20 protein-coding genes and 1 pseudogene are annotated in these 23,149 nt (G+C 65.2%); 14 read left to right on the top strand and 7 right to left on the bottom strand.

Features of this window, described 5'->3' with window-relative positions:
- Positions 1-115: 115 nt before the first annotated feature.
- The 6 genes and pseudogenes from PARHAE_RS17020 to pcaD all read left to right on the top strand — a co-directional run bounded on the left by PARHAE_RS17020 (position 116) and on the right by pcaD (position 6,062).
- Positions 116-520, top strand: coding sequence for a hypothetical protein (locus tag PARHAE_RS17020; RefSeq protein ID WP_126155759.1), 405 nt, complete (start codon positions 116-118; stop codon positions 518-520).
- Between the two features lie 1,047 nt (positions 521-1,567).
- Positions 1,568-1,852: a hypothetical protein gene (locus PARHAE_RS17015; protein WP_126155758.1), complete on the top strand. Its 285-nt coding sequence runs from the start codon at positions 1,568-1,570 to the stop codon at positions 1,850-1,852.
- A gap of 863 nt (positions 1,853-2,715) precedes the next feature.
- Positions 2,716-3,288, top strand: a pseudogene (locus PARHAE_RS17005) (IS256 family transposase); the annotation flags it as partial.
- The gene (locus tag PARHAE_RS17000; protein ID WP_338142933.1) at positions 3,275-3,784 is read left to right on the top strand and encodes an SDR family oxidoreductase; all 510 of its coding nucleotides are present in this window, start codon (positions 3,275-3,277) and stop codon (positions 3,782-3,784) included. The pseudogene PARHAE_RS17005 and the gene PARHAE_RS17000, both read left to right, overlap by 14 nt.
- Before the next feature lie 89 nt (positions 3,785-3,873).
- On the top strand, positions 3,874-5,205 hold the full coding sequence (locus tag PARHAE_RS16995; RefSeq protein WP_126155757.1) for an MFS transporter: 1,332 nt from the start codon (positions 3,874-3,876) through the stop codon (positions 5,203-5,205).
- Positions 5,206-5,270: 65 nt separating this feature from the next.
- Positions 5,271-6,062, top strand: coding sequence for a 3-oxoadipate enol-lactonase (gene pcaD, locus PARHAE_RS16990; protein ID WP_126155756.1), 792 nt, complete (start codon positions 5,271-5,273; stop codon positions 6,060-6,062).
- A 312-nt stretch (positions 6,063-6,374) separates the two neighbouring features.
- Here pcaD and PARHAE_RS16985 read toward each other — a convergent pair whose 3' ends face one another.
- The 5 genes from PARHAE_RS16985 to PARHAE_RS16965 form a co-directional block, all read right to left on the bottom strand.
- Positions 6,375-7,499, bottom strand: coding sequence for an ABC transporter ATP-binding protein (locus PARHAE_RS16985; protein ID WP_126155755.1), 1,125 nt, complete (start codon positions 7,497-7,499; stop codon positions 6,375-6,377).
- Positions 7,480-8,295: an ABC transporter permease gene (locus PARHAE_RS16980; RefSeq protein WP_126155754.1), complete on the bottom strand. Its 816-nt coding sequence runs from the start codon at positions 8,293-8,295 to the stop codon at positions 7,480-7,482. The genes PARHAE_RS16985 and PARHAE_RS16980 overlap by 20 nt, the downstream gene beginning before the upstream one ends.
- Complete coding sequence (locus PARHAE_RS16975; protein WP_126155753.1) at positions 8,292-9,134, bottom strand: ABC transporter permease; 843 nt, start codon at positions 9,132-9,134, stop codon at positions 8,292-8,294. The genes PARHAE_RS16980 and PARHAE_RS16975 overlap by 4 nt, the downstream gene beginning before the upstream one ends.
- A gap of 72 nt (positions 9,135-9,206) precedes the next feature.
- Positions 9,207-10,331, bottom strand: a complete 1,125-nt coding sequence (locus PARHAE_RS16970) for a polyamine ABC transporter substrate-binding protein (RefSeq protein WP_126155752.1) — start codon at positions 10,329-10,331, stop codon at positions 9,207-9,209.
- Between the two features lie 107 nt (positions 10,332-10,438).
- Positions 10,439-11,332 carry a LysR family transcriptional regulator gene (locus PARHAE_RS16965; RefSeq protein WP_126155751.1) on the bottom strand — a complete coding sequence of 298 codons (894 nt, stop codon included), beginning with the start codon at positions 11,330-11,332 and terminating at the stop codon, positions 10,439-10,441.
- Positions 11,333-11,431: 99 nt separating this feature from the next.
- On the opposite strand from PARHAE_RS16965, the gene PARHAE_RS16960 reads away from it, so the two are divergent.
- The gene (locus PARHAE_RS16960) at positions 11,432-12,205 is read left to right on the top strand and encodes a creatininase (protein ID WP_126155750.1); all 774 of its coding nucleotides are present in this window, start codon (positions 11,432-11,434) and stop codon (positions 12,203-12,205) included.
- A gap of 45 nt (positions 12,206-12,250) precedes the next feature.
- Here PARHAE_RS16960 and PARHAE_RS16955 read toward each other — a convergent pair whose 3' ends face one another.
- Together PARHAE_RS16955 and PARHAE_RS16950 are read right to left on the bottom strand one after the other, a co-directional pair.
- Positions 12,251-13,465, bottom strand: coding sequence for a M24 family metallopeptidase (locus PARHAE_RS16955; protein ID WP_126155749.1), 1,215 nt, complete (start codon positions 13,463-13,465; stop codon positions 12,251-12,253).
- A gap of 450 nt (positions 13,466-13,915) precedes the next feature.
- Positions 13,916-14,770, bottom strand: a complete 855-nt coding sequence (locus tag PARHAE_RS16950; protein ID WP_241232862.1) for a MurR/RpiR family transcriptional regulator — start codon at positions 14,768-14,770, stop codon at positions 13,916-13,918.
- Between the two features lie 178 nt (positions 14,771-14,948).
- Here PARHAE_RS16950 and PARHAE_RS16945 point away from each other — a divergent pair, with 178 nt between their 5' ends.
- The 7 genes from PARHAE_RS16945 to PARHAE_RS16915 all read left to right on the top strand — a co-directional run.
- Positions 14,949-15,470 carry a TRAP transporter small permease subunit gene (locus PARHAE_RS16945; RefSeq protein ID WP_126155748.1) on the top strand — a complete coding sequence of 174 codons (522 nt, stop codon included), beginning with the start codon at positions 14,949-14,951 and terminating at the stop codon, positions 15,468-15,470.
- Positions 15,470-16,798 carry a TRAP transporter large permease gene (locus PARHAE_RS16940; RefSeq protein ID WP_126155747.1) on the top strand — a complete coding sequence of 443 codons (1,329 nt, stop codon included), beginning with the start codon at positions 15,470-15,472 and terminating at the stop codon, positions 16,796-16,798. Before PARHAE_RS16945 ends, PARHAE_RS16940 begins: the two co-directional genes overlap by 1 nt.
- 50 nt (positions 16,799-16,848) lie before the next feature.
- The gene (locus PARHAE_RS16935) at positions 16,849-17,889 is read left to right on the top strand and encodes a TRAP transporter substrate-binding protein (protein WP_126155746.1); all 1,041 of its coding nucleotides are present in this window, start codon (positions 16,849-16,851) and stop codon (positions 17,887-17,889) included.
- Positions 17,890-17,945: 56 nt separating this feature from the next.
- Positions 17,946-19,307 carry a glutamine synthetase family protein gene (locus PARHAE_RS16930; protein WP_126155745.1) on the top strand — a complete coding sequence of 454 codons (1,362 nt, stop codon included), beginning with the start codon at positions 17,946-17,948 and terminating at the stop codon, positions 19,305-19,307.
- Between the two features lie 11 nt (positions 19,308-19,318).
- Positions 19,319-20,701, top strand: coding sequence for an aldehyde dehydrogenase family protein (locus PARHAE_RS16925; RefSeq protein WP_126155744.1), 1,383 nt, complete (start codon positions 19,319-19,321; stop codon positions 20,699-20,701).
- A gap of 1 nt (position 20,702) precedes the next feature.
- The gene (locus tag PARHAE_RS16920) at positions 20,703-21,863 is read left to right on the top strand and encodes an iron-containing alcohol dehydrogenase (protein ID WP_126155743.1); all 1,161 of its coding nucleotides are present in this window, start codon (positions 20,703-20,705) and stop codon (positions 21,861-21,863) included.
- A gap of 379 nt (positions 21,864-22,242) precedes the next feature.
- Positions 22,243-23,149: ExeA family protein (locus PARHAE_RS16915; protein WP_164555299.1), on the top strand; the 907-nt coding region annotated here is incomplete at its 3' end.

Genomic DNA, 23,149 nt, shown 5'->3' with positions numbered 1-23,149 from the left:
TGTCGGTCAACGTCGTGCGGATCAAGGTTGCCTCCCATTTGGCAGCCTTGAATCAGCCAGCGATCAGTTTGGAAATCCTCAAACGTCAACACGCCCTAGGGAGCTTTGATTAATCTTGGACGACACTGAGCAAAAGAGCCGCCCCAAGTGCAGTGTCAGCACCGAAGCTTTAATTACCCATTCTGCAACCACCTCGAACATTGCAATGCATCCAACCTACCGCCATCGTTGCGGCACCGATTGCCAAAGGAGCTTGGCTCTCTCCATCATCGCCGACGTGTCGGCCAGTCGCCTGACCGACACGTTTTTCGCCACCGTGCAGATAACGATCATCCGGGGTGGAAGATGGCGCTACAAGCATCTGTTGCAGAGCAAGACGCCTTGGGTGCAGCAGTCTGGTGTACGAGCATCCGATCGAAACGCCATTTGCAACCCCAAAAGAGCCTTGGAGCCTCCAGTCATTCGGACGGCGAGCCGCGTGACCGCCGTTCACCTCGGTGGACTTGATTACCCGTGTTGAGCACAGACCACCCGTTCGAAGCCGGCGACATCTTGCAGTACATGATAGTCACAGCGTCGCAAGCTTTTGAAGGCTAGGTCAGTGATGTTCGCGCTCAGGCCCTTGTGCGGTACGCCGCGATGGTTTGGGCTGTAGTGTCCACCCGAACCACTCGATGATTAGTTGGGGGAAACCCCCGAAGCCGCACCGTTTGTTGCAATTACGTGTTGCGGACCAGCACCTAACAACGACGTGCAGCTGCTCGGCTCAATTGACGGGGCTGCAATCGGGAAGGGCAGGGTGCTTACTGCTATGCCGATGGTGTCTCGCATGCCCGTCCACCGCGGTGGACAACGGTATATCGGCAGCTAATGAGCGTGTCGCAAAACTCTACGACAGAGTGACGAGACAAGTGTTCGACTTCTGACAGGGGGTCGACAATTACAAGGTCAAGCCTGAAGAGTGGAGGCGACAACGCGCCGAAGGGCAGGGCCGACATAGGCGACGCCACCATGACGTGACCACCGACAGCCAGCCAGCGATGATTGCTGCATGTCCTGAAACAACCATGCCAGATGGATGGTCATGATGTCGGCATCGTTTTTCGCTGTCTCCCAGCACCCGCATCTGCGTTCGGAGAGGACGACTGCGCTCAGATGTCGCGCCACGCCAAGCCCAATCTCGATGACACGGGCCGGCCGGAAGTGAACAAGCCGGAGGTGAAAGCCCTGAGGTGGTCATGGTTGCCACAATCACAAAAGCTGCAAGGGAGGTCATCCGGCCGACCCCTGAAACTGGCCAAGAAGGTCGGGCCGACCTAATCAGCAACTGGCAGACAATCTACGCCCGCAAGGAGGATGAACCCGAGGCTCACGCGCCTCCTGCCGATGACGAAGCGTCCGTCAGCATGTTCGGCACACCCGCCTCTCCTGAGGGTTTCGCGTCCTGATGGCCGCAGCCGGGTCGCTGCAAGACCATGGCAGCAAGCCCGATAGGTGCTAGAATGATCTCTGGACGGAGGCTGTCCGCGAGAGGGCGCCCTCGAGTAAAAAAACTAGGAGAGCTTGCATGAAGGGGTTCGTCTCTCTTCTCATCATCCTCTCGCAGCCGGCCTATGCCGCCTGGGATATCCGCCAATGCGCGGCTACAGTGAGGGAACGGCATGGCATCCGTCTTGAGGAAGCCATGAAGATCTGCGCGGGCTCCCAAGCCAAACAGAGTGAACGTCGCAGGTGTGTCATCGCCAAGGTCAAAAATCACGGCATGACACCCGAAAGCGCCCTGAGCGCCTGCCTGAATGGTTCGCAAAGATCGTACCGGTTGCAGCAGACTCCCGGTGCAGCACCGGGCTGATCGACACCTGTCTAGCCTCCGCCGCTCGGGCGCGCGCCACCTCCGCGCCAAATAGTGCGGCAGATTACAATTTTATATGGGTCGATAAAACGGTCGTTTGCAGGCGCATTCAAAACCTGAGCGGCGGGAAGAGCGTAAGGAATTTCCTACCTTTCCGTTGCGAATCCTGATCCCGTCATCGTGCACGATGAGGCTGAAACGGCCTTGATCCAAGCCGGAACGCCCGTTCGGACCATGCAGCAAAGTAATCCGTGGTTGGGTTACTTTCTGCGGTCATGATGAAAGATGACCTGTCTTGGCAGATAAAGGATTTCGCACCAGAACAGGTATGCCAGGCCTGCTTCATGCAGGCCAGCAGCCACGGAGCGGAAGGGTACGAAAGGCACGGCAGGCCGTTGAAAATCCTGAAATCGCATCGCGTCGTTTTCGCCCCAGGGGAGCCAATACCCATGGAGCGCGCCAGCCACCGGCACCCGGCCTAGGACCTGCGTTGTCGCATGGCGGAATCTTGGGTCGCCGCCGACAGGCGCATCCGCAGGGATCGGGCAGGCCGGGCGCCTGCGCAGATTCGCTTATTGTCCCGATCTGTCCGGGTCGTCTTCCTGGGCGGTAACGGCGCGAAGGTTGTTGGCCTCCAGCCAGACCGGGTTTTCGGCATACATGTCGCGGATCAGCTGCTTGACCAGTTTCAGATAGCGCGACGCATCACCCGCGCGGTGGTTCAGGATGACCGGAGAAACCGCGCGTGGGCTGTCGATCGATGCTGTCCCTGAGCGTGGTGTAGGTTCTGGGTGAGGTGGTCACCGGCGATGTTCGGTTAGGGTCTGGTTGCTTACGCCAACCCAGAACCGAGAGGACCACCGATGACCACCGACATGATGAACTTCCGCGACCTTGTGGAGAAGGCCCCTGATGCGGACCTGCTGCGCGAGATGATCGGCTTTGCGGCCGAACGGCTGATGGAGCTGGAGGTCGGCGCTGTGACGGGCGCGGCCTATGGCGAGAAGGACCCTGCACGGCGGGCGCAGCGCAACGGCTACCGCGACAGGGACTGGGAGACGCGCGCCGGGACGGTCGAACTGCGTATTCCGAAGCTTCGGAAGGGCAGCTACTTTCCGGGCTTTCTCGAGCCCCGGCGGATGGCCGAGAAGGCGCTAACGGCGGTCATCCAGGAGGCCTACGTTCAGGGCATCTCGACGCGGTCCGTGGACGATCTGGTCAAGGCCATGGGCATGTCGGGGATCAGCAAGAGCCAAGTCTCGCGGCTCTGCGAAGAGATCGACGGCAAGGTGAAGGCGTTTCTGAACCGCCCCCTCGAAGGTGACTGGCCCTATCTCTGGATCGACGCCACCTACCTCAAGGTCCGTCGAGGCGGGCGGATCGTCTCGGTCGCCGTCATCATCGCCATCGGCGTCAACACCGATGGGCGGCGCGATCCGGATGCGGCCCTTCGCCCGGTTCGAGCCGGCCCAGATCGACGCCGAGATCCGCCGCTCGCTGATGCCGACGCTGTATTGCTGCCATGCGGTGCTGCCGCATCTGCTGGCGCGGGGCGGCGGCACCATCGTCAACGTGTCGTCCAACGCCACGCGCGGCATCCACCGGGTGCCCTATTCGGCGGCCAAGGGCGGCGTGAACGCGATCACGCAGTCGCTGGCCATGGAAATGGCGGGCCACAACATCCGCGTCGTGGCCACCGCCCCCGGCGGCACCGAGGCCCCACCCCGCCGCGTCCCCCGCAACGCCCAGGGCGACAATGCAGACGAAAAGGCCTGGATGGCCGAGGTGGTGGCGCAGGTGAAGCAATCGGCCTTGATGCACCGCTATGCCACGATCGAGGAGCAGGCCGCGCCGATCCTGTTCCTGGCCTCGGACGAGGCGTCCTACATCACCGGAACCGTTCTGCCCGTTGCCGGAGGCGACACGGGATAAGGCGCCGCCGGAAGCGGCACGGGATGGGCGCCGCGGGAGGCGGCACCGGCTGACCAAGAACTGAACCAATAACTGGGAGGGCAACAGGAATGCGCACGATAGACGTGAACGAGGCCATCGACCAAAGCCCGTTCGGACGGTTTCAATGGATGGTGGTGGCGCTGTGTGGCGCGCTGCTGGTGGTGGACGGCTATGACGTGTTCGTGGCCGGCACCGTGCTGCCCACGCTGATCGCCGAATGGGGCCTGACCAAGCCGCAGGCCGGCGCGCTGCAGGCCTGGGCGCTGTTCGGCATGATGTTCGGGGCCCTGACGCTGGGGCCGCTGGCCGACAGGATCGGCCGCAAGAAGGGCGTGGCGATCAGCTTTGTGCTGTTCACCTCGGCCACGGTGGCCACGGGCTTCGCCAACACGCCCGAACCGTTCAAGGTGATGCGCTTCATCGCGGGCCTGGGCTGCGGCGGACTGATGCCCAACGCGGTCGCGCTGATGAACGAATACGCGCCCAAGCGGCTGCGCAGCACCATGGTGGCGATCATGTTCTCGGGCTATTCCATCGGGGGCATGCTGGCGGCGGGCATCGGCATCGGCGTCATTCCCAGCTTCGGCTGGCAGCCGATGTTCTTTCTGGCCGCCGCGCCGCTGATGCTGCTGCCGCTGGTGCTGTGGAAGCTGCCGGAATCGCTGGGCTTCCTGATCAGCCAGGGCCGGCAGGACGAAGCCAAGCGGATCTTCGCCAGGATCAACCCCGGCACGGCCCTGGGCGCCGACGACCGGCTGGTGTTCACCGAAACCAAGACCGCCAAGGCCTCGATCGCGGAACTGTTCCGCCACGGCCGCAGCCTGCGCACGGCCATGCTGTGGGTGTCGTTCTTCTGCTGCCTGTTGCTGGTCTATCTGCTGTCGTCCTGGCTGCCCAAGGTGCTGCAAGAGGCGGGCTATGCCGAACGCGCCAGCCTGTTGTCGCTGTTCTCGCTGAACTTCGGCGGCATGGCGGGGGCGATCCTGGGCGGGCGCATGGGCGACCGGTTCGGCCTGCCCAAGGTCGTGGTGGGCTTTTTCGTGGCCGCCGCGCTGTCTATCGCGCTGATCGGCGCGAACCCTGCGCCCGTTCTGCTGTTCGCGCTGGTGTTCATGGCCGGCGCCACCACCATCGGCACGCAGATCCTGCTCTATGCCAGCGTGGCGCAGCTCTACAACATGTCGGTGCGTTCGACCGGGCTTGGCTGGGCCTCGGGCGTGGGCCGGGTCGGTGCCATCGTCGGGCCGACCTTTGGCGGGGTGCTGTCGGCGCGCGAACTGCCGCTGGGCCAGAACTTCCTGATCTTCGCGATCCCTGCGGTGGTCTCGGCCGTGGCAATGGGCGTCTATGCGCTCAGCAACGCCCGCACTGCCAAGGCGGTCCAACTGGCCTCTGCCTGATTTCTGCATCAAGCAAGGGCGCGCGGTCCCGGCTGCGCGCCCACATGTCCCCAGAAAGCCCAACCATGCCCCATCTGAACCTGCCGACCCACAAGCTGCATTACCGCGTCGACGACGGGGCAGGGGACAAGCCGTGGCTGACCTTCTGCAATTCCCTGGGCACCGATCTTCACATGTGGGACGCCCAGATTGCGGACTTTTCCAGGGATTTCCGCATCCTGCGCTATGACCGGCGCGGGCATGGCAGGTCCGGGGCCCCCGTGCCGACCTATAGCCTGGCCGATCTGGGCGGGGATGTCATCGCGCTTCTGGATGCGCTGCGCATCGAGCGCACCCATTTCTGCGGCCTGTCCATCGGCGGGCTGACGGGGCAATGGCTGGGCATTCATCACGGGCCGCGCTTCGACCGGATCGCGGTCTGCGCCACCGCCGCCCGGATCGGCACGCCCGAAGGCTGGCATGCCCGCATGGACGAGGTCAAGGGGAACGGCCTGGAAAGCCTTGTCCCCGCGACCGCCGAACGCTGGTTCACGCCCGCGTTCCGCGCAGCCCGGCCCGACGCGGTGGACGCGATCCTGGACAGCTTTGCCGCAACCTCGGTCGAAGGCTATGCCGGATGCTGCGCCGCCCTTGCCGGGGCGGATCTGCGCGACGGGCTTGACCGGATCGCCAACCCGCTTCTGGCGGTGTCCGGCGACGACGATCCGGTCTGCCCGCCCGCCGATCTGATGGCGATTGCCGCTGGCGTGCAACGCGGCCGCCACCTGTCCTTGCCGGGACGGCATATCGTCAACCTGGAATCGGCGGCGCCGTTCAACGCCGCCCTGAAGGATTTCCTGATCCCTGCCGCGTGCTAGCCCGGAAACGGCGGCAACGGCGGCAAGGTTCCAGAACTGCGCCCGCCCGCCCAAGCCACAAGCCTGACGATCCGGCGCGCAGTGTCGGCCAGAAGCCCGTCATTTCGCACGACAGCCTGGGACGCGCCCTGCACCTGTTGCGGGACATCGTTTCGCCACGACCGCGCGACGCGACCCGGCCTTGGCGCCGGTTTCGATAGGTCTGGAAGCCAGACCGGACCCAGGCGGCCCGCATGCAGGAAGCTGTGCGCCAAGGCTGGCGACACCCCGTCCGGCATGTCGGGGGCGCGACATTCGTCGCCTGGCGGCGGGTCATTCCGAAACAAGATGTCCATCCGCGGGCGACCAGGACAGGTGAAAGGGCTTGCCGATCGCCAGGGACAGGTCGGCAAGGTCTTCGTGCGCCTTCTGCACCCGGATTTCCCGGCCATCCTCCGTCTCGAAATAGATCGTCGCGGTGGCGCCGACGAATTCCTCGCCGATCATGCGCGCGGCGACGGAATTGCGCGCGTCCCCTGGCGGCTGCAGGTGGATTTGCATCCGGGTGTCCAGCACGGTCAGGCTGGCCGACTGGCCTGCGATGCCCAGGGTGTTTCCCGCGGGCAGGGCGAAATCGCCGCTGGGCGTGGCGATGATCGGCTGCCCTTGCCCGTCGCGCGTCAACTGGCCCGGAAAGATGTTCGACGATCCCAGGAAGTCTGCGACGAAGGACGTTCGGGGGGCACGATAGATCTCTTGCGGAGTGCCGATCTGTTCGATCTTGCCGCGGCTCATGATGACCACGCGGTCGGCCATGGAAAACGCCTCGGACTGGCTGTGGGTGACATAAACAAATGTGATGCCGGTTTCGCGCTGCAGGGTCTTCAGGACCGACTGCATCCGCACCTTCAGCGCCGCGTCCAGCGCCGACAACGGCTCGTCCAGCAGCAGGATCTGCGGCTCGACCACCAGCGACCGGGCCAGGGCCACGCGCTGGCGCTGTCCGCCCGACAACTGGCTGATGTTGCGGTCCGCGAATTCGGCGATCCCCATCCGGTCCAGCCACTGTTCGGCGCGGGCGCGGCGTTCGGCCCGGCCCATGCCGCGCATCTTCAGGGCGAATTCGACATTCTCGATCACCGACAGGAACGGGAACAGCGCCAGGCTCTGCCAGACCATCGGCGTGTCGCGCGACCAGCTGGGCAGGTCGTTGATGGGTTTCCCCGACAGGCGGATCACGCCTTCGGACGGCGCCTCGAGCCCCGCCAGCATTCGCAGGGTGGTCGTCTTGCCGCAGCCCGACGAGCCCATGATGGCCAGGAATTCGCCCTGATGGATCTGCAGGTCCATCTTCTGCACGGCGGTATAGCTGCCGAACCGTTTGGCGACCCCGTCAAAGGTGACAAGGGGATCCTGGGTGGGGTCTTGGGTCACGATGTCATTCCTTTTCCGTGGCATCGGGGCGGCCCAGCAGCAGTTGCGCCAGGATCAGAAGCGTCATGGTGGTGACAAAGACAAAGGTGCCGATGGCGTTGATGCGCGGGCTGACCTGGCCTTGCAGAAAGCCCAGCACCTTGACCGGCAGCGTTTCGTTCAGGCCCGACACGAACCAGGCGATGGCGAATTCGTCAAAGGACACGGCCATGGTCACGAACAGCGCCCCCAGGATCGCGGGGCGGCAAAAGGGGATCACGACATGGCGCATCGCCGCCCATTCGGACGCGCCCAGGTTCCAGGCCGCGGGTTCCAGCGACGGGTCCATCTGCGACAGCCGCAGCCGGATCACCGCCATGGCGAAGGGGGCGCAGATCACCACATGGGCGATGATGACCGCCAGCGCGTCGCCCGACAGGTTCACCCGCGACAGGAACGCCAGCATCGCCAGACCCATGATGACCACCGGAATGGTCGGCGGCAGCAGCGCCAGCGCCAGATAGACCTGCTTGCCCATGAAGTGATAGCGATAGTCGGTATAGGCCGCCCCGAACCCCAGCGCGGTCGAGATCACCCCCACCACCACCCCCACCAGCAGCGTGTTGCGCAGGCCTTCCCAGACCAGCGGGTCGGCCGCCACCGCCCGATACCATTCGGTCGAGAAATCGCCCAGCGGGATCGACGGAAAGCGGTCCGAGTTGAAGGAAAACACGAAGCTGGCCAGGATCGGGGCAAAGACGAACAGATAGGCCAGAAGGACATACAGCTTCAGCGCGCCGTTGACGAACGGGTTGCGGTTGGCCTCGTTTTCCTGATTCATTTGCGCCCCCGATAGGCAAAGCGGATCGACAGGAAGGCCACCACCATCAGCGTGACGATCATGGTCAGCGCGATGACGGCGGCGCGCGGCCATTGCTGGCCCGATTTGGTGGTGTCGGTGATCAGGATCGACAGCGTGGTCGGATCGCCGCCACCCAGATAGATCGGGCTGACGAAATCGCCGAAGGACAGGATAAAGGCGAACAGCGCCGCGATCACCAGGCCCACGCGGGCGGACGGGATCACCACGGCGAACACCGTGCGCAACCGGCCGCAGCGCATGTTGTGGGCGGCCTCGATCAGGGTGCGGTCGATGAAGATCAGGCTGAACAGTTGCAGCAGCACCACCAGCGGAAAGGCCAGCGTCACAAAGCCCAGTAGCGTGGCGCCCGGCGTGTTCAGAAGGCCGTAAGGACCAAGGCCGACCCAGCCCAGCATCACGTTGATGAGCCCCGCGTCCGACAGGAACACCTGCCAGGAATAGACCCGCACCAGATAGCTGGTGAAGAACGGGATCACCATCAGCATGATGGCCCAGCGGCGGGCGCGGTCCGACAGCTTGAAGGCGATGGCGTAAGCCACCGGAAAGGCCAGCAGGCTGGTCAGCACCGCCGCCCCGGCAGCCAGCGCCAGCGTGGTGCCATAGGCCTGCCAGAAGATCGCCCGGCCGTACATGGTCGTCCAGTTGACTGTGTCGAAATCCGCCTGCATCCGGAAATTCCGCACCGTCCAGAAGCTGAGGGCGATCAGGAAGACCAGCGGAAAGACGAAGAACAGAAGCTGCCAGATCAGCAGCGGCAGCGAAAAGGTCAGACCATAGAGCGAGACGGGACGGCGCATGGAAACCTCGGGGCTGGGGGGTGCGGCGGGGAACAGGAGGGGCGTCTGCCCCGCCGCGGCAAGGTGCGCCGATCAGGCGCCCTTGTAGTCCGACCAGAAGTCGTTCCAGTCCTCCAGCGACTGCTGGACGGGAAGCTGGCGATACTGAATGCGGCCGGTGCGGATCAGGTCGATGGCGCTGCCGGGGCCTTCGACCATGCCCTGGCGCCTGGCCTCGTCGGGGTTCTGGGCGGCCAGAACCTCCCATCCCTTCTGGCTGGGAACGATGCAGGGATAGGCGGCCATCTGGGCCGATTTCGCCTGCCCCTCGGGCGAGGTGATATACTGGATCCACTTCCTGGCCAGGTCGGCCTTGGCCGATCCCTTGCCGATCGAGAAGCTTTCGGTGAATTGAAGCCCGCCCTGTTCGGGGATCACGCTGCGCACCTTGGCACCGTTTCGTTCCAACGTGCCGGTGATCCAGTCGCCAATGCCCGCAAAGGCCAGCATCTGCCCGTTGTTCAGCGATGCGAAGGTGCCGCCGTAATCGAAGAAGCCGCCCACCTGCGGGCGCAGGGTCAGGGTCTTTTCCTTGACCGCCTCCCATGCCGCCTCGTCGATGTCATAGGGGCTTGGATTGCCGTTCAGCAGGCTGATCTGGCCCAGGTTCGGCAGGTGCCAGTCGAAATGGCCGACCTTGCCCGTCAGGCGCGGATCCCAGAACACGTCATAGGTCGAGGCCTCGGTTTCGGTCAGGGCGTCGGTGTTGTAGGCCACGCCCAGGAACCCGAAGCGGGTGATGACCGAATACAGCGTGTCGCCGTCCCAATGGCCGGGGAACTTGTGGAATTCGGGGAAAAAGTCATCGAATGGGTAGTCCGCCGGATCCAGCGCCTCGATATAGCCCGCCGCGTTCAGCTGCTGGACATATTCGGCGTCCGACAGGATCACGTCAAAGGTGCCGGGCGGGGATTGCGAGATCAGGCCCAGCATGTTGTCGCCGCCGGTATAGTATTTCGGCACGAACTTGACGTTGTTGGCGGCCTCGAACTCGGCCACCATGTCGGGCTCGGCGTGGCCGTACCAGGCCAGCATGGTCAGCTCGGTGGGCGCGGCAAAGGCGCGCCGCGACAGCATAGGCGTGGCCAGCGCCGCCGCCCCCAGCGCCAGTGTCGCGCGCCGCGTCAGGCCGGAACGGGTCTTGTCGGTCCGTGTCATGTCATCACCCCTGTCAGATTGTCTTTTGTTCTGGCGTTCAGGCTAGGAGAGGCAGCCCCCCACACAAAATCGGTTCTTCCAATCCGACCATTTGCGGGCGTTATCGGTCAGGCGGGAACCGCCTGGACGCCCGATCCGACGCGTTCCAGGTCGGCCACCAGATCGCTGACCAGCGACAGCCCCGCCGCCGACAGGCGCGGATGCTTGTAGAACAGGCCCACGCGCAGCGGCTCCAGGGCCGGAAAGCCTTCGGATTCGCGCAACAGCCGCATCCCCGGCAGCAGCGTGGCCCGCGTCAGGGCGGTGACGCACAGCCCGTTGACCACGGCGGTTTGCAGCCCTGAAATGCCCGGCCCGGTATAGACGATGCGCCAACGGCGTTCGATCGTGTCCATCGCCTGGATCATGCGCGCCCGGTAATCGCAGCCCTCGGGATGGGCGCCCAGCAGGGCGGGGGCATGGGCGGGCAGATGGAAATCCTCGGCCGCGACCCAGATCGGCTGCTCGGTCCACATCCGCGACAGATAGGGCATCGTGGCGTCGCTCATCACCGCCACGATGATGTCCAAATCGTCCGACCGCAGGTGCTGGTGCAGTTCGCGCGACAGATCGCAATGCACCTCCAGCTCCACATCGGCGTGGCCGTGGATGTAGCGGGTCAGGGTGCCCTGAAGGAACGCCACCGCGTAATCGGTGGGCAGGCCGATGCGCAGCACGCCCGTCTTGTCGGAACGGTGGAAGTATCGCACCGCCTCGTCGTTGATGCGCACCATCTCTCGGGCATAGCTCAGCAGCGCCTCGCCCGCCGGGGTGGGCAGGATGGCGCGGCCCTCGTGGGCCAGCAGGGGCGCGCGGACCAGTTCCTCCAGCCGGCGGATCTGGAGCGAGATCGCAGGCTGGCTGCGGCCCAGGGCGGCACCGGCGCGGGAATGGCCGCCCAGTTCCACGACGGCGATAAAGGTGCGCAGCAGATCGGTTGGAAGATTGGTCAGTCCGGCCATGGATTTGCCCCGGCAATGCAAGGATTGGGCCTTTATATTTCACTTATGTTCAACGGAAAACTCTAGTCCGGGGGAAAGCCTCAACACACGGGATGCCCCATGCCGCACAAGACCGCATTCGCCTCGGAACTGGCCTGGCCGGACTATCATGCGGCCGTCAGGGACGGCGCCACGCCGATCCTGATCCCGATCGGGTCGATGGAACAGCACGGCCACCACATGCCGCTGCATGTCGATGTGCTGCTGCCCACGGAATTCGCCCGTCGTGCGGCGCTGGTGGTGGGCGGGATGGTGGCGCCGCCCTTCACCTATGGCTACAAGTCGCATCAGAAATCGGGGGGCGGCAACCACCTGCCCGGCACCACCAGCCTCGACGGCGCGACCCTGGTGGCGGCGCTGCGCGACGTGATCCGCGAATTCGCCCGCCACGGCGTGCGCAAGATCTGCCTGGTCAACGGGCATTACGAGAATTCCTGGTTCATCATCGAGGGCATCGACCTGGCCCTGCGGGAATTGCGCTGGGACGGGATCGCCGACATGAAGATCGTGGTGCTGTCCTATTGGGACTTCGTGGGCGACGACGACATCGCCCGGCTGTATCCGAACGGCTTTCCCGGCTGGGCGCTGGAACATGGCGGCGTTCTGGAAACCTCGCTGATGCTGGCGCTGTATCCGCAGTTCGTGGATCTGGCCCGGGCCGTGGACGTGACGCCCGCGACCTTTCCCCCCTATGACGTGTATCCGGTCAAGCCCGAATGGACGCCTGCGGCGGGCACCTTGTCCTCGCCGAAAGAGGCGACGGCGGAAAAGGGCGAGCTGCTGCTGGAGGTCTGCACGCGCGGCATTGTCGAGGCGCTGCTGGCCGAATTCTGACACCCGAAACGGGCCTGCATGGCAGGCCCGTTCGCGGCGCAGGGGTCAGTTCCTGATGATGTTGTGTTCGGGGCCGAAGGGGAAGCCGGTGATGTTCTCGGCCCCGTCCTCGGTCACGATCAGGATGTCGTGTTCGCGGTATCCGCCGGCGCCGGGCGTTCCCTCGGGCAGCATCACCATGGGTTCCATCGACACGACCATGCCGGGCTTGAGTTCCGTTTCGATGTCCTCGCGCAGCTCCACCCCCGCCTCGCGGCCATAATAATGCGACAGCACCCCGAAGCTGTGGCCATAGCCGAAGCTGCGGTATTGCAGCAGATCCCAGCCGCGATACATCTCGTTCAGTTCCAGCGCGATCTCGTTGCATTTCGCGCCGGGCTTGATGAGGTCCAGACCGCGCCGGTGCACGGCCACGTTCTTTTCCCAGATGTCCAGGCTCGCGTCGTCCACGTGGTCGCAGAACAGCGTTCGTTCCAGCGCGGTGTAATAGCCGAAGATCATCGGGAAGGTGTTCAGCGACAGGATCTCGCCCGACTGGATCTTCTTGTTGGTGACCGGGTTGTGGGCGCCGTCGGTGTTGATGCCCGACTGGAACCAGGTCCAGGTGTCCATCAGTTCGACAAAGGGGAACGAATTGGCGATTTCCCGGATCATCGCGTTGGTCCCGGCGATGGCCACCTCGTGTTCCGGCACGCCCGCCTTGACCGCCCCCGCGACCGCCCAGCCGCCCACGTCGCAAACGCGCGCGCCTTCGCGGATCAGCTTGTGTTCCTCGGCCGACTTGATCGACCGCATCCACATCGACGGCTGGGCGATGTCCACGAACTCCACCCCCGGAAGCGCGGCCTCGAGCTGGCGGCGGTAATCCAGGTTGACGTGGTCGAACTCGATCCCCAGCCGCTTGACGCCCGGCGTCAGCTGGCGCACCGCGCGATAGAAGTTGTCGCGCCGCCAGTCGGTATAGGTGACGTTGCCGCCGAAACTGCGCCGCCACGGCTGGCCGCCGTCGATGCCCGCGCTGATCGTGGTCGCGGCGCTGTCGGTGATGACCATGCCGTATTTCCGCCCGAAATAGCAGTAAAGCCAGCCCGAGTAGTAGTTGATGCAGTGATAGGACGTGAACAGCGCCGCATCGACGTTGTTTTCCGCCATCCAGCCGCGCACGTCATTCTGGCGGCGCGTCATCTCGGTATCGGAAAAAGGCGAAAAGTCCTTCTCGCCGTTGTGCCATTCCATGACATGCAGCATGTCGTCAGCCATCGTTCGGATCCTTTCCAATCGGGTTCATGGGAAAGACGCTAGCCAAGCGTCACGCATGACTGAAATTTGTTTTGGCAATCTGCTTATTTGCGCAAGATGCGTCCCGGTCGCAGACCCGGCCGATCGCTTTCGACGACAGCCTGCGCCGAGGGGGCGTTGCTGGATGAGACGGCGCCCCTGCGCCAGAACAGGGCCGGGCATACGGATCGCGTCCGGGTCGAGGGCCGACCGGCAGGCCGACGGCGCCGAGACGAGGCTCGCGGCCCCCGCGCTGACGTTGAATGCAGCCACTTTTTGAGGAAAGATCAGGATCGAAGCGGGTCAACCCGCCTTTCGCACCATAACCCGCTGATCCTTGCGCCGTTGACCCCGGCCAGCGGGTCGGTCAAGCCGTTGCAGTTCCCCCACAGGACGGCTGCGTGGAGGCGGTCCACGACATTCAACGCTGTCTCAGCGTCCCAGCCTTGGCGCCCGGAAAAGGCGCGTCTTGGCAAAGACATCCTCCAGCCGGTTCAGGCGGTCCTGCACCTGGTCGGCGCAATGGCCCTGGACACGTTCCAGAAGCGCCTCGACCAGCATCAGGATCGTGACGGTCGAATCCCAGGCCGCCGGCATGTCGATGCGGCAGGGCAGGGTGTGATGGGCGTGGGCCGCGGCGGGCGACAGCCAGTGGTCGGTGATCAGCACGACCCTTGACCCCTGGCGGGCCGCCAGTTCGGCCATGTGGACGGCATTGGCCTCGTACCGGCGGATGTCGAAGATCACCACCGCGTCGCCTGTCCGCAGATCCAGCAGGGCCTGCTGCCAGTCGGTCAGGTGATCCGAGACATAGGTGACGCCGGGCCGGATCACGCGCAGCAGGGTCGCCATGTAATCGGCATGGGCATGGGTCAGCCGCCCGCCCATCACGGCGACATGGCGGCAGGGATCGGCCAGAAGCGCCGCCGCCGCGTCGAATTCCTGCGTCGTGATCTGGTCCAGCGTGGCCTGGATATTCGTGATCGCCTGCGTCGCGAAGGCCTGCATGGGATGGCGGCGCGGCTCGTGGTCGGGCAGGGCCAGGGGCGCGGCCAGCAGCCGCCCGACCTCGGCCCGCAGGACGGCCTGGTATTCGGCATAGCCCTTGAAGCCCAGCTTCTGCACCAGCCGCACGATCGTCGGCGCCGATACCCCCGCCGCGCTGGCCAGCATCGTGATGGAGCCCAGGGCCGACATCGGGAAATGCGACAGGATATGAGTGGCGGCCTGCCGTTCCGCCCGCGTCAGCGAAGCCAGGCTGGCGCGCATCCGCTGTTCGATGGTCACGACGCCCTCCTGCCTGGTTCTGGAATGATCTTATCAGGAAGCGATCAAATGAAAAGTTCTTGACAGAACGCAAGAACAGAGAGGACGCTGATCGGAAAACAGGGAGAAGAATCGTGGCCTTGCTGCCATTCCGACGCGTTTTCGCGCGCCATGTCCTGTTGCCGTCAGGGGGCGACTGATGCCGGCCCTGGCGCTTGGCTTTGTGCGCGCCGTCGAGACGGTCAACCGCCTGGTCGGGCGCCTGGCGCTGTATCTGCTGTTCGTGCTGGCCGGTGTCCTGGCATGGTCGGTCATTGCCAAGGCCTTTTTCCGCCCTGCCTTGTGGACGCAGGAAATGGCGCAGTTCACGATGATCGCCTATGTCGTGCTGGGCGGCGCCTATTCGCTGATGGGGGGCGCGCATGTGCGGATGGACCTGCTGTATTCCCGCTGGTCGGTCAGGACGCGCGCGGCGGTGGACTGCGTGACGGTTCTGGCGCTGATCGTCTTTCTGGCGGTGATCCTGTGGGGCGGCATCGAAAGCACGATCTATGCGCTGGAGATCGGCGAGCGGTCGCGCACCGTGTGGCGGCCCTACATGGCGCCGATCAAGATCGTGATCTGCACGGGCGTCCTGCTGATGCTGCTGCAATCGCTGGCCTTCCTGATCCGTGACATCGCCACGCTGCGCGGCAATCCGATCCCCGAAGGGCGTCCCTGATGTCCTATGAACTGATCGCCCTGTCGATGTTCCTGGGGATGCTGGCCCTGCTGATGACCGGCCAGAGGGTCTTTGCCGGCATCGGCTTTGTCGCGGTGATCGCGGCCATTGCCCTGTGGGGCGACCGGGGCGGACACGATCTGGCCTTCACCAGCGCCATCAAGCTGATGAACTGGTTTCCGATGCTGACCCTGCCGATGTTCGTCTGGATGGGCTTCGTGATGTCGGAAACCCGCATGGCGGACGATCTCTACCGGATGTTCCATGTCTGGTTCGGCCCGGTGCCGGGCGGCCTGGCGGTGGGGACCATCCTGCTGATGGTGCTGGTGTCGGCCATGAACGGGCTGTCGGTCGCGGGCCTTGCCATCGGCGCCACCATCGCCCTGCCGGAAATGCTGCGGCGCGGATATGACAAGGTGATGGTCACGGGCATCATCCAGGGCGGATCGTCCCTGGGCATCTTGGTGCCGCCGTCCATCGTGCTGGTGCTGTATGCCATGATCGCGCGCCAGCCGGTCGGGCATCTGTGGCTGGCTGGCGTCTTTCCGGGCCTGCTGATGGCGGGGCTGTTCATCGTCTATGTCCTGATCCGCTGCGGGTTGAACCCGGGTCTTGCCCCGCGCCTTTCGGCCCAGGAACTGTCCCGGATCACCTGGGGCGAAAGGCTGCGCCTGCTGCGCGCGGGCATCACCCCCCTTGTGATCTTCGGCGCCATGATGGGGCCGTTCGTGGCGGGTTATGTCAGCCTGGTCGAATCCTCGGTCGTGGGCGCGGTCATCGCCTCGCTGGTGGCGGTGTTCAAGGGCCGCTGGACGCGCGCCATCTGGGAATCCTGCCTGCGCGGGACGCTGAACGTGACCTGCATGTTCATGTGGATCCTGCTGGCGGCACTTGCCTTTGGCGCGGTCTTCGACGGGCTTGGCGCGGTGCGCGCCATCGAGGCCTTTTTCCTCGAGGATCTGGGCCTGACCCGGTGGCAGGTCATCATCCTGATGCAGGTGTCCTTCCTGCTGCTGGGGATGTTTCTGGACGACACGGCCATGCTGGTGATCGTGGCGCCCTTGTATATCCCGCTGGTGCGCGCGCTGGAATTCGACCTGATCTGGTACGGCATCCTTTACACGATCACCTGCCAGATCGCCTATATCACCCCGCCCTTCGGCTATAACCTGTTCCTGATGCGGGCGCTGGCCCCGGACCATGTGACGCTGGGCGACATCTATCGGTCCATCGTGCCCATCGTCGGCATCATGATCCTGACGCTGGCGATCATCATGGCCTTCCCGCAGATCGCGCTGTGGCTGCCGGGTCAGGTTTACGGACAATGAACGACAGGGCGGGCCACACCGCCCCGTTTCCCAACACATCGGAGGTTCAGATGACGACACGACGCAAGTTTCTGATGACCGCCCCCCTGGCCGCGGGGGCCGCCACGCTGGCCGCGCCCGCCGTCCATGCGCAGGGCGCGCCGATCCGCTGGCGGATGCAGACCTATGCGGGCGCCGCCCTGGGCGAACATGTGGTCAAGCCCGCCATCGACCGCTTCAACGCCATCGCCGAGGGCCAGATGCAGATCGAGCTGTTCTATGCCGACCAGCTTGTGCCCACGTCCGAACTGTTCCGCGCCATGCAGAACGGCACCATCGACGCGGTGCAGTCGGACGACGATTCCATGCAGTCCCCGACCGAGGTGACGGTCTTCGGGGGATATTTCCCCTTTGCCAGCCGCTACAGCCTGGATGTGCCGGTGCTGTTCAACCAGTACGGGCTGAAGGAAATCTGGGACCAGGAGTATTCGGCGGTGGGCGTCAAGCACATCTCGGCCGGGGCCTGGGATCCCTGCCATTTCGCCACAAAGGATCCGATCAACAGCCTTGCCGACCTGGACGGCAAGCGCGTCTTCACCTTTCCCACCGCAGGCCGGTTCCTGGCGCAGTTCGGCGTCGTGCCGGTCCAACTGCCATGGGAGGATATCCAGGTGGCCCTGCAGACCGGGGAACTGGACGGCATCGCCTGGTCCGGCATCACCGAGGATTACACCGTCGGCTGGGCGGACGTGACCCAGTATTTCCTGACCAACAACATTTCCGGCGCGTGGATCGGGCATTTCTTCGCCAATGCCGACCGCTGGGCCGAGGTGCCGGACAAGCTGAAGATGCTGATGGAGGTCTGCTTCGAGCAGTCCCATTATTACCGCCAGTGGTGGTATTGGGGCGGCGAGGCGGATCTGCGCGTGAACGGCCCCAAGCTGCAACTGACCTCGATCCCCGACGAGGAATGGGCCACGGTCGAGGAACGTGCCCGCGCCTTCTGGGACGAGATCGCCGCCGAGTCCGAGGTCAAGGCCCGCGTGGTCGAAATCTGCAAGCGATACAACGACGTCATGGCCAAGGCGGGCCGCCCTTATCGGTACAGCTGACGCCGCCTGCCGCCGGGCGCCCATGCCCGGCGGCATGATCCTGGGAATGGACGATCATGCCTGCAAACCTGACACTCGAAACCCTGAAGACGGCCTTCGATGCCGGGGACATCGACACCGTTCTGGTGGTCTTTCCCGACATGCAGGGCCGCCTGATGGGCAAGCGGTTCCACGCCGGGTTCTTCCTGGACGGCGGCCACAAGGAAACCCATTGCTGCAACTATCTGCTGGCCCTGGACATGGAGATGAACACCGTCCCCGGCTATCGCAGCGCAGGCTGGGAACAGGGCTATGGCGATTACGTCATGCGCCCCGACCTGACGACGCTGCGCCGCCTGCCCTGGCTGCCGGGCACCGCCATGGTGATCTGCGACCTGCTGGACCACCACACCCATGAGGAGGTGGCGGTGTCGCCCCGCGCGATCCTGAAGCGCCAGATCGCCCGCGCCCGCGACATGGGCTTTGACGCGATGATGGCCACCGAACTGGAATTCTATCTGTTCGACAACAGCTATGAAAGCCTGCGCGGCGGCATCGCGGGGCTGACGCCGTCCTCGGGCTATAACGAGGATTACCACATCTTCCAGACCACGCGGGAAGAAGACGTGATGCGCGCCGTGCGCAACCACCTGTATGGCGCGGGCATCCCCGTCGAAAGCACCAAGGGCGAGGCCGATGCGGGCCAGGTCGAGGTGAACTATCGCTATTCCGACGCGCTGGACACCGCCGACAACCACACGATCATCAAGCAGGGCGTCAAGGAAATCGCATGGTCGCGGGGCAAGTCCGTGACCTTCATGGCGAAATACGACACCGCCAAGGCCGGATCGGCGGCGCATGTGCACCAGTCGCTGTGGGCCGATGGCAAGCCCGCCTTCCACGACCCCGACGACGCGCATGGCATGTCGGCCACGATGAAGCATTTCCTGGCGGGCCAGTTGGCCGGGGCCGATCAGATGATGGTGTTCCTGGCCCCTTATGTGAACAGCTACAAACGCTTTTGCGCGGGGCTTTTCGCGCCGACCAAGGCTGTCTGGTCCTGCGACAACCGCACGGCGGGCTTTCGCGTCTGCGGCGAAGGGACCAGGGCCGTGCGCGTCGAATGCCGCATCCCCGGCGCCGACGCCAACCCTTATCTGGCCTGCGCCGCGCTGCTGGCGGCGGGTCTGGACGGGATCGACCGCAAGCTGGATCTGGAACCCGAGATGCGGGGCGACCTTTATCAGGCGGGCCACGTGCAAGAGGTTCCCCGGACCCTGCGCGACGCCGCAGACCGCCTGAAGGCTTCGGATCTTTACAGGCGTGCCTTTGGCGACGATGTGGTCGACCATTATCACCACGCCGCCGAATGGGAGATCGCCGAAACCGACCGCGTCGTCACCGACCACGACCTGCGCCGACTGCTGGAACGCGCCTGACAGGACCGACCATGAAAGACATCACCCTGATTTCCCCCATTGACGGATCGGTTCTGATCCGGCGCACACCGCTGGACCGCGAGGCCGCTCAGGCCGCTGTTGCCCGCGCGCGGGCGGCGCAGGCGGATTGGGCCGCCCGCCCGCTGGACGATCGCATTGCCCTGGTCAAGGCGGGCGTTGCCGCGCTGACCGCGATGAAGGACGACATCGCCACCGAACTGGCCCGGCAGATGGGCCGCCCCATCCGCTTCGGCGCGGGTGAAATGGGCGGCGTGAACGCCCGCACCGACTATATGGCCGACATCGCCGCCGAGACGCTGGCGCCCAAGGTGATCGAGGACAGCGCCAGCTTCCGCCGCGTCCTGGCGCGAGAGCCGCTGGGCGTGGTCTTTGTGATCGCGCCCTGGAACTATCCCTATCTGACGGCGATCAACACCATCGTCCCGGCCCTGATCGCGGGCAATGCCGTGGTGCTCAAGCACGCAAGCCAGACCCTGCTGGCGGGCGAACGGCTGGCCCAGGCCTTCCACGCAGGCGGCGTGCCGAAGGACGTGTTCCAGAATGTCGTGCTGGATCACGCGACCACCGAAGGCCTGATCGCGGCGCGGGCCTTCGATTTCGTGAACTTCACCGGATCGGTCGCGGGGGGCCGCGCCATCGAACACGCGGCGGCGGGCACCTTTGTGGCCCTGGGCCTGGAACTGGGCGGCAAGGATCCCGGATATGTCCGCGCCGACGCCGATCTGGACGCGGCGGTCGAGGGCCTGATGGACGGTGCGATGTTCAATTCCGGCCAGTGCTGCTGCGGCATCGAACGCATCTATGTCCATGACAGCCTGCATGACGCATTCGTCGAAAAGGCCGTGGCCTGGGTGAACGCCTTGCACCTGGGCGATCCGATGGACCCCGCCACGACGCTTGGCCCCATGGCCCATGTCCGTTTCGCGCAGACCGTCCGCGACCAGGTGGCCGAGGCCGTGGGGCAGGGCGCGCGGACCCTGATTGATCCGGCCAATTTCCCCCGCGACGACGGCGGCGCCTATCTGGCCCCGCAGGTGCTGGTGGATGTCGATCATTCCATGCGCGTGATGGTCGAGGAAAGCTTCGGCCCGGTCGTGGGCATCATGCGCGTCACCGACGACGAGGAGGCGATCCGCCTGATGAACGACAGCCCCTATGGCCTGACCGCCAGCATCTGGACGCGCGACGACGATGCCGCCGCAGCCATCGGGGCGCGGATCCAGACCGGCACCGTCTTCATGAACCGCGCCGACTATCTGGATCCCGCGCTGTGTTGGACGGGCTGCAAGGACACCGGGCGCGGCGGCAGCCTGTCCTATCTGGGTTACCTTGCCGTGACCCGCCCGAAATCCTTTCACCTGAAAAGGGCGTGACATGAGCTTTGATGTCCCCAACCGCAACTGGTCCTACCCGACCGCCATCAAGTTCGGCGCGGGCCGCATACAGGAACTGGCCGACCATGCCAGGGCGGCGGGCCTGTCGCGCCCGCTGCTGGTCACCGACAAGGCCTTGGCAGCCCTGCCCATCACCGCCACGGCCCTTGACGTTCTGGACCGCGCGGGGCTTGGCCGGGCGGTCTTTTCCGACGTGGACCCCAACCCGACCGAGGCGAACATGCAGGCGGGCATCGCCGCCTATCGGGCAGGCGGGCATGACGGGGTGATCTGCTTTGGTGGCGGATCGGCGCTGGATCTGGGCAAGATGATCGCGCTGATGGCCGGGCAGCGCCCCGGCCTGTCGGTCTGGGATCTGGAGGACGTGGACGACTGGTTCACCCGCGCCGATGCCAAGGCCATCGCCCCCATCGTCGCCGTGCCCACCACGGCCGGAACGGGCAGCGAGGTCGGGCGCGCGGGCGTGCTGACCAATTCCGCCACCCATCGCAAGAAGATCATCTTCCACCCCCGGCTGATGCCCGCTGTCACGATCTGCGATCCCGAGCTGACGGTCGGGATGCCTGCCTTCATCACCGCAGGCACCGGCATGGATGCCTTGGCCCATTGCCTTGAGGCCTATTCCTCGCCCCATTACCATCCGATGAGCCAGGGCATCGCGCTGGAAGGGATGCGCCTGGTGTTCGAAAACCTGCCGGTCGTCTATCGCCAGCCGGACAACCTCTTGGCCCGTGCGCATATGATGAGCGCGGCGATGATGGGCGCGGTGGCCTTTCAGAAGGGGCTTGGCGCGATCCATTCGCTGTCCCATCCGGTCGGCGCCGTCTATGGCACCCATCACGGCACCACCAATGCCGTGGTGATGCCCGCCGTCCTGGACTTCAACCGCCCCGCCATCGAGGACCGGATCGCCGCCGCCGCCGCCTATCTGGGCATCCCGGGCGGCTTCGACGGCTTTCGGGACCGGATCGTGGCGCTGTGTGGGGACCTGGGGATCCCCCGGGGACTGTCCGCCCTGGGCGTCACGGCAGACCGCCTGGACGAACTGACCGTCATGGCGCTGGAAGACCCGTCCTGCGGCGGCAACCCCGTGCCGATGACCGCCCCGAATACCCGCACGCTGTTCGAGGCGGCGATGTGACGGCCTTGAAACCCCGTCCGCATCACCGCGCAGAAGGCCGCAGCGCCCAGTGAACCGGCAGGTTTCGGATGCTTCCCGTGGCACGCCCGCCATGGCTGACATCGGTCATGGCGCAGCGCCATCCTGATACCCAAGGGGCATATTCTTCGAACAACACCATCACACCCGATGCACCGGCATCGGTGACCCGCTGCCCTGCGGGAAAAGCCGCAGGATGACCGCCGGAGTTGCATGGAAATGATCCGCCATCCGGTCTAGGCTTTAACCATTATTGCGGGTTCCTGCCCCAGGATCTTGCCGCCTGATGGAGTGGATCATGGACCGGTCCCCATTGCCATCCTTTTGCCCCAGCTTCCGGTCTTCCCCGGCCCCTGGCCTTTTGTTTCTGTCCGATGCCCATCGGCAGATCCTGGACGGCATGGCGGCCTGCATCGGCGGGCCGCGGTCCGTCCTGGTGCTGACCGGCGACGCGGGCACCGGCAAGACGACGCTGGCCCAGCACCTGGGCATTCTTTGCCCGGACAGGCGGCTGGTGCGGATCGGCGCAAGCCATGCGCATCTGATCGACCTGCACCACCAGCTTCCCAAGGCCATGGGCATTCCCCATTCCCCGGCCTTCGACGACCCCGAAACCGGCCCGCAGGCCCTGGCGCAGGCTTGCCGAGACAGCGGCGAGAGCTACCTGTTGATCGTGGACGAGGCGCAAGCCCTGTCCGACAAGGGACTGGGCTATCTGACCGGGCTGACCGATGCGCCGGGCGCCATCCCCCTTGTGCTGGTGGGGGCGATGGGACTGGACGCGCTTCTGGCGCAGCCCGCCCATGACCGGCTGCGCGCCCGGATCGGGCGGCGGTTCCGCCTGGCCCCGCTGGATCCGGCGGACAGCGTCGCCTATGTCGCGCATCGTTTCCGGGTTTCGGGCTGCGCCTGCCATGCGGGGGTCGAGGTGTTTGACGAGGCCGGGATCCTGCATCTGCACGCCTTGTCCAAGGGCATCCCCCGGATCATCAACCACCTGGTGCAAAGCTGCCTGTTCGAGGCCGGGGCAAGCGGCCGGGGGCACATGGACGGGGATTTCGTTCGGGCCTGCCTGTCGTCCCTGATCCAGGAAGGGCGGCTGGCCTATCTGATCGGCCCGGCCGCAAGCCCCCGGCCGGCGCAACCCGCCGCGCCGCCCGCACCCCCGATGCCTGCCCCTCGGGCGGTCGCGCCCCCCGCCCCCGCCCAGGCCCCCGGCGGGGGGGGGGCGGCGTGGGCCAGCCCCCGAGCGGCGCGGCCGGGGGCGG

Source organism: Paracoccus haematequi, assembly GCF_900631945.1.
GTDB lineage: Bacteria > Pseudomonadota > Alphaproteobacteria > Rhodobacterales > Rhodobacteraceae > Paracoccus > Paracoccus haematequi_A.
Note: the sequence above shows the minus strand (reverse complement) of the source record. Positions and strands in the feature narration are given on the sequence as shown.

Coding starts and splice junctions, on each gene's coding strand:
- PARHAE_RS17000 (WP_338142933.1), top strand. CDS start 3,275: ATGGGCGGCGCGATCCGGATGCGGCCCTTCGCCCGGTTCGAGCCGGCC.
- PARHAE_RS16920 (WP_126155743.1), top strand. CDS start 20,703: ATGAGCTTTGATGTCCCCAACCGCAACTGGTCCTACCCGACCGCCATC.
- PARHAE_RS16955 (WP_126155749.1), bottom strand. CDS start 13,465: ATGGCTGACGACATGCTGCATGTCATGGAATGGCACAACGGCGAGAAG.
- PARHAE_RS16930 (WP_126155745.1), top strand. CDS start 17,946: ATGCCTGCAAACCTGACACTCGAAACCCTGAAGACGGCCTTCGATGCC.
- PARHAE_RS16980 (WP_126155754.1), bottom strand. CDS start 8,295: ATGAATCAGGAAAACGAGGCCAACCGCAACCCGTTCGTCAACGGCGCG.
- PARHAE_RS16935 (WP_126155746.1), top strand. CDS start 16,849: ATGACGACACGACGCAAGTTTCTGATGACCGCCCCCCTGGCCGCGGGG.
- pcaD (WP_126155756.1), top strand. CDS start 5,271: ATGCCCCATCTGAACCTGCCGACCCACAAGCTGCATTACCGCGTCGAC.
- PARHAE_RS16925 (WP_126155744.1), top strand. CDS start 19,319: ATGAAAGACATCACCCTGATTTCCCCCATTGACGGATCGGTTCTGATC.
- PARHAE_RS16970 (WP_126155752.1), bottom strand. CDS start 10,331: ATGACACGGACCGACAAGACCCGTTCCGGCCTGACGCGGCGCGCGACA.
- PARHAE_RS16945 (WP_126155748.1), top strand. CDS start 14,949: ATGCCGGCCCTGGCGCTTGGCTTTGTGCGCGCCGTCGAGACGGTCAAC.
- PARHAE_RS16960 (WP_126155750.1), top strand. CDS start 11,432: ATGCCGCACAAGACCGCATTCGCCTCGGAACTGGCCTGGCCGGACTAT.
- PARHAE_RS16995 (WP_126155757.1), top strand. CDS start 3,874: ATGCGCACGATAGACGTGAACGAGGCCATCGACCAAAGCCCGTTCGGA.
- PARHAE_RS16940 (WP_126155747.1), top strand. CDS start 15,470: ATGTCCTATGAACTGATCGCCCTGTCGATGTTCCTGGGGATGCTGGCC.
- PARHAE_RS16965 (WP_126155751.1), bottom strand. CDS start 11,332: ATGGCCGGACTGACCAATCTTCCAACCGATCTGCTGCGCACCTTTATC.
- PARHAE_RS16975 (WP_126155753.1), bottom strand. CDS start 9,134: ATGCGCCGTCCCGTCTCGCTCTATGGTCTGACCTTTTCGCTGCCGCTG.
- PARHAE_RS17015 (WP_126155758.1), top strand. CDS start 1,568: ATGAAGGGGTTCGTCTCTCTTCTCATCATCCTCTCGCAGCCGGCCTAT.
- PARHAE_RS16985 (WP_126155755.1), bottom strand. CDS start 7,499: ATGCCACGGAAAAGGAATGACATCGTGACCCAAGACCCCACCCAGGAT.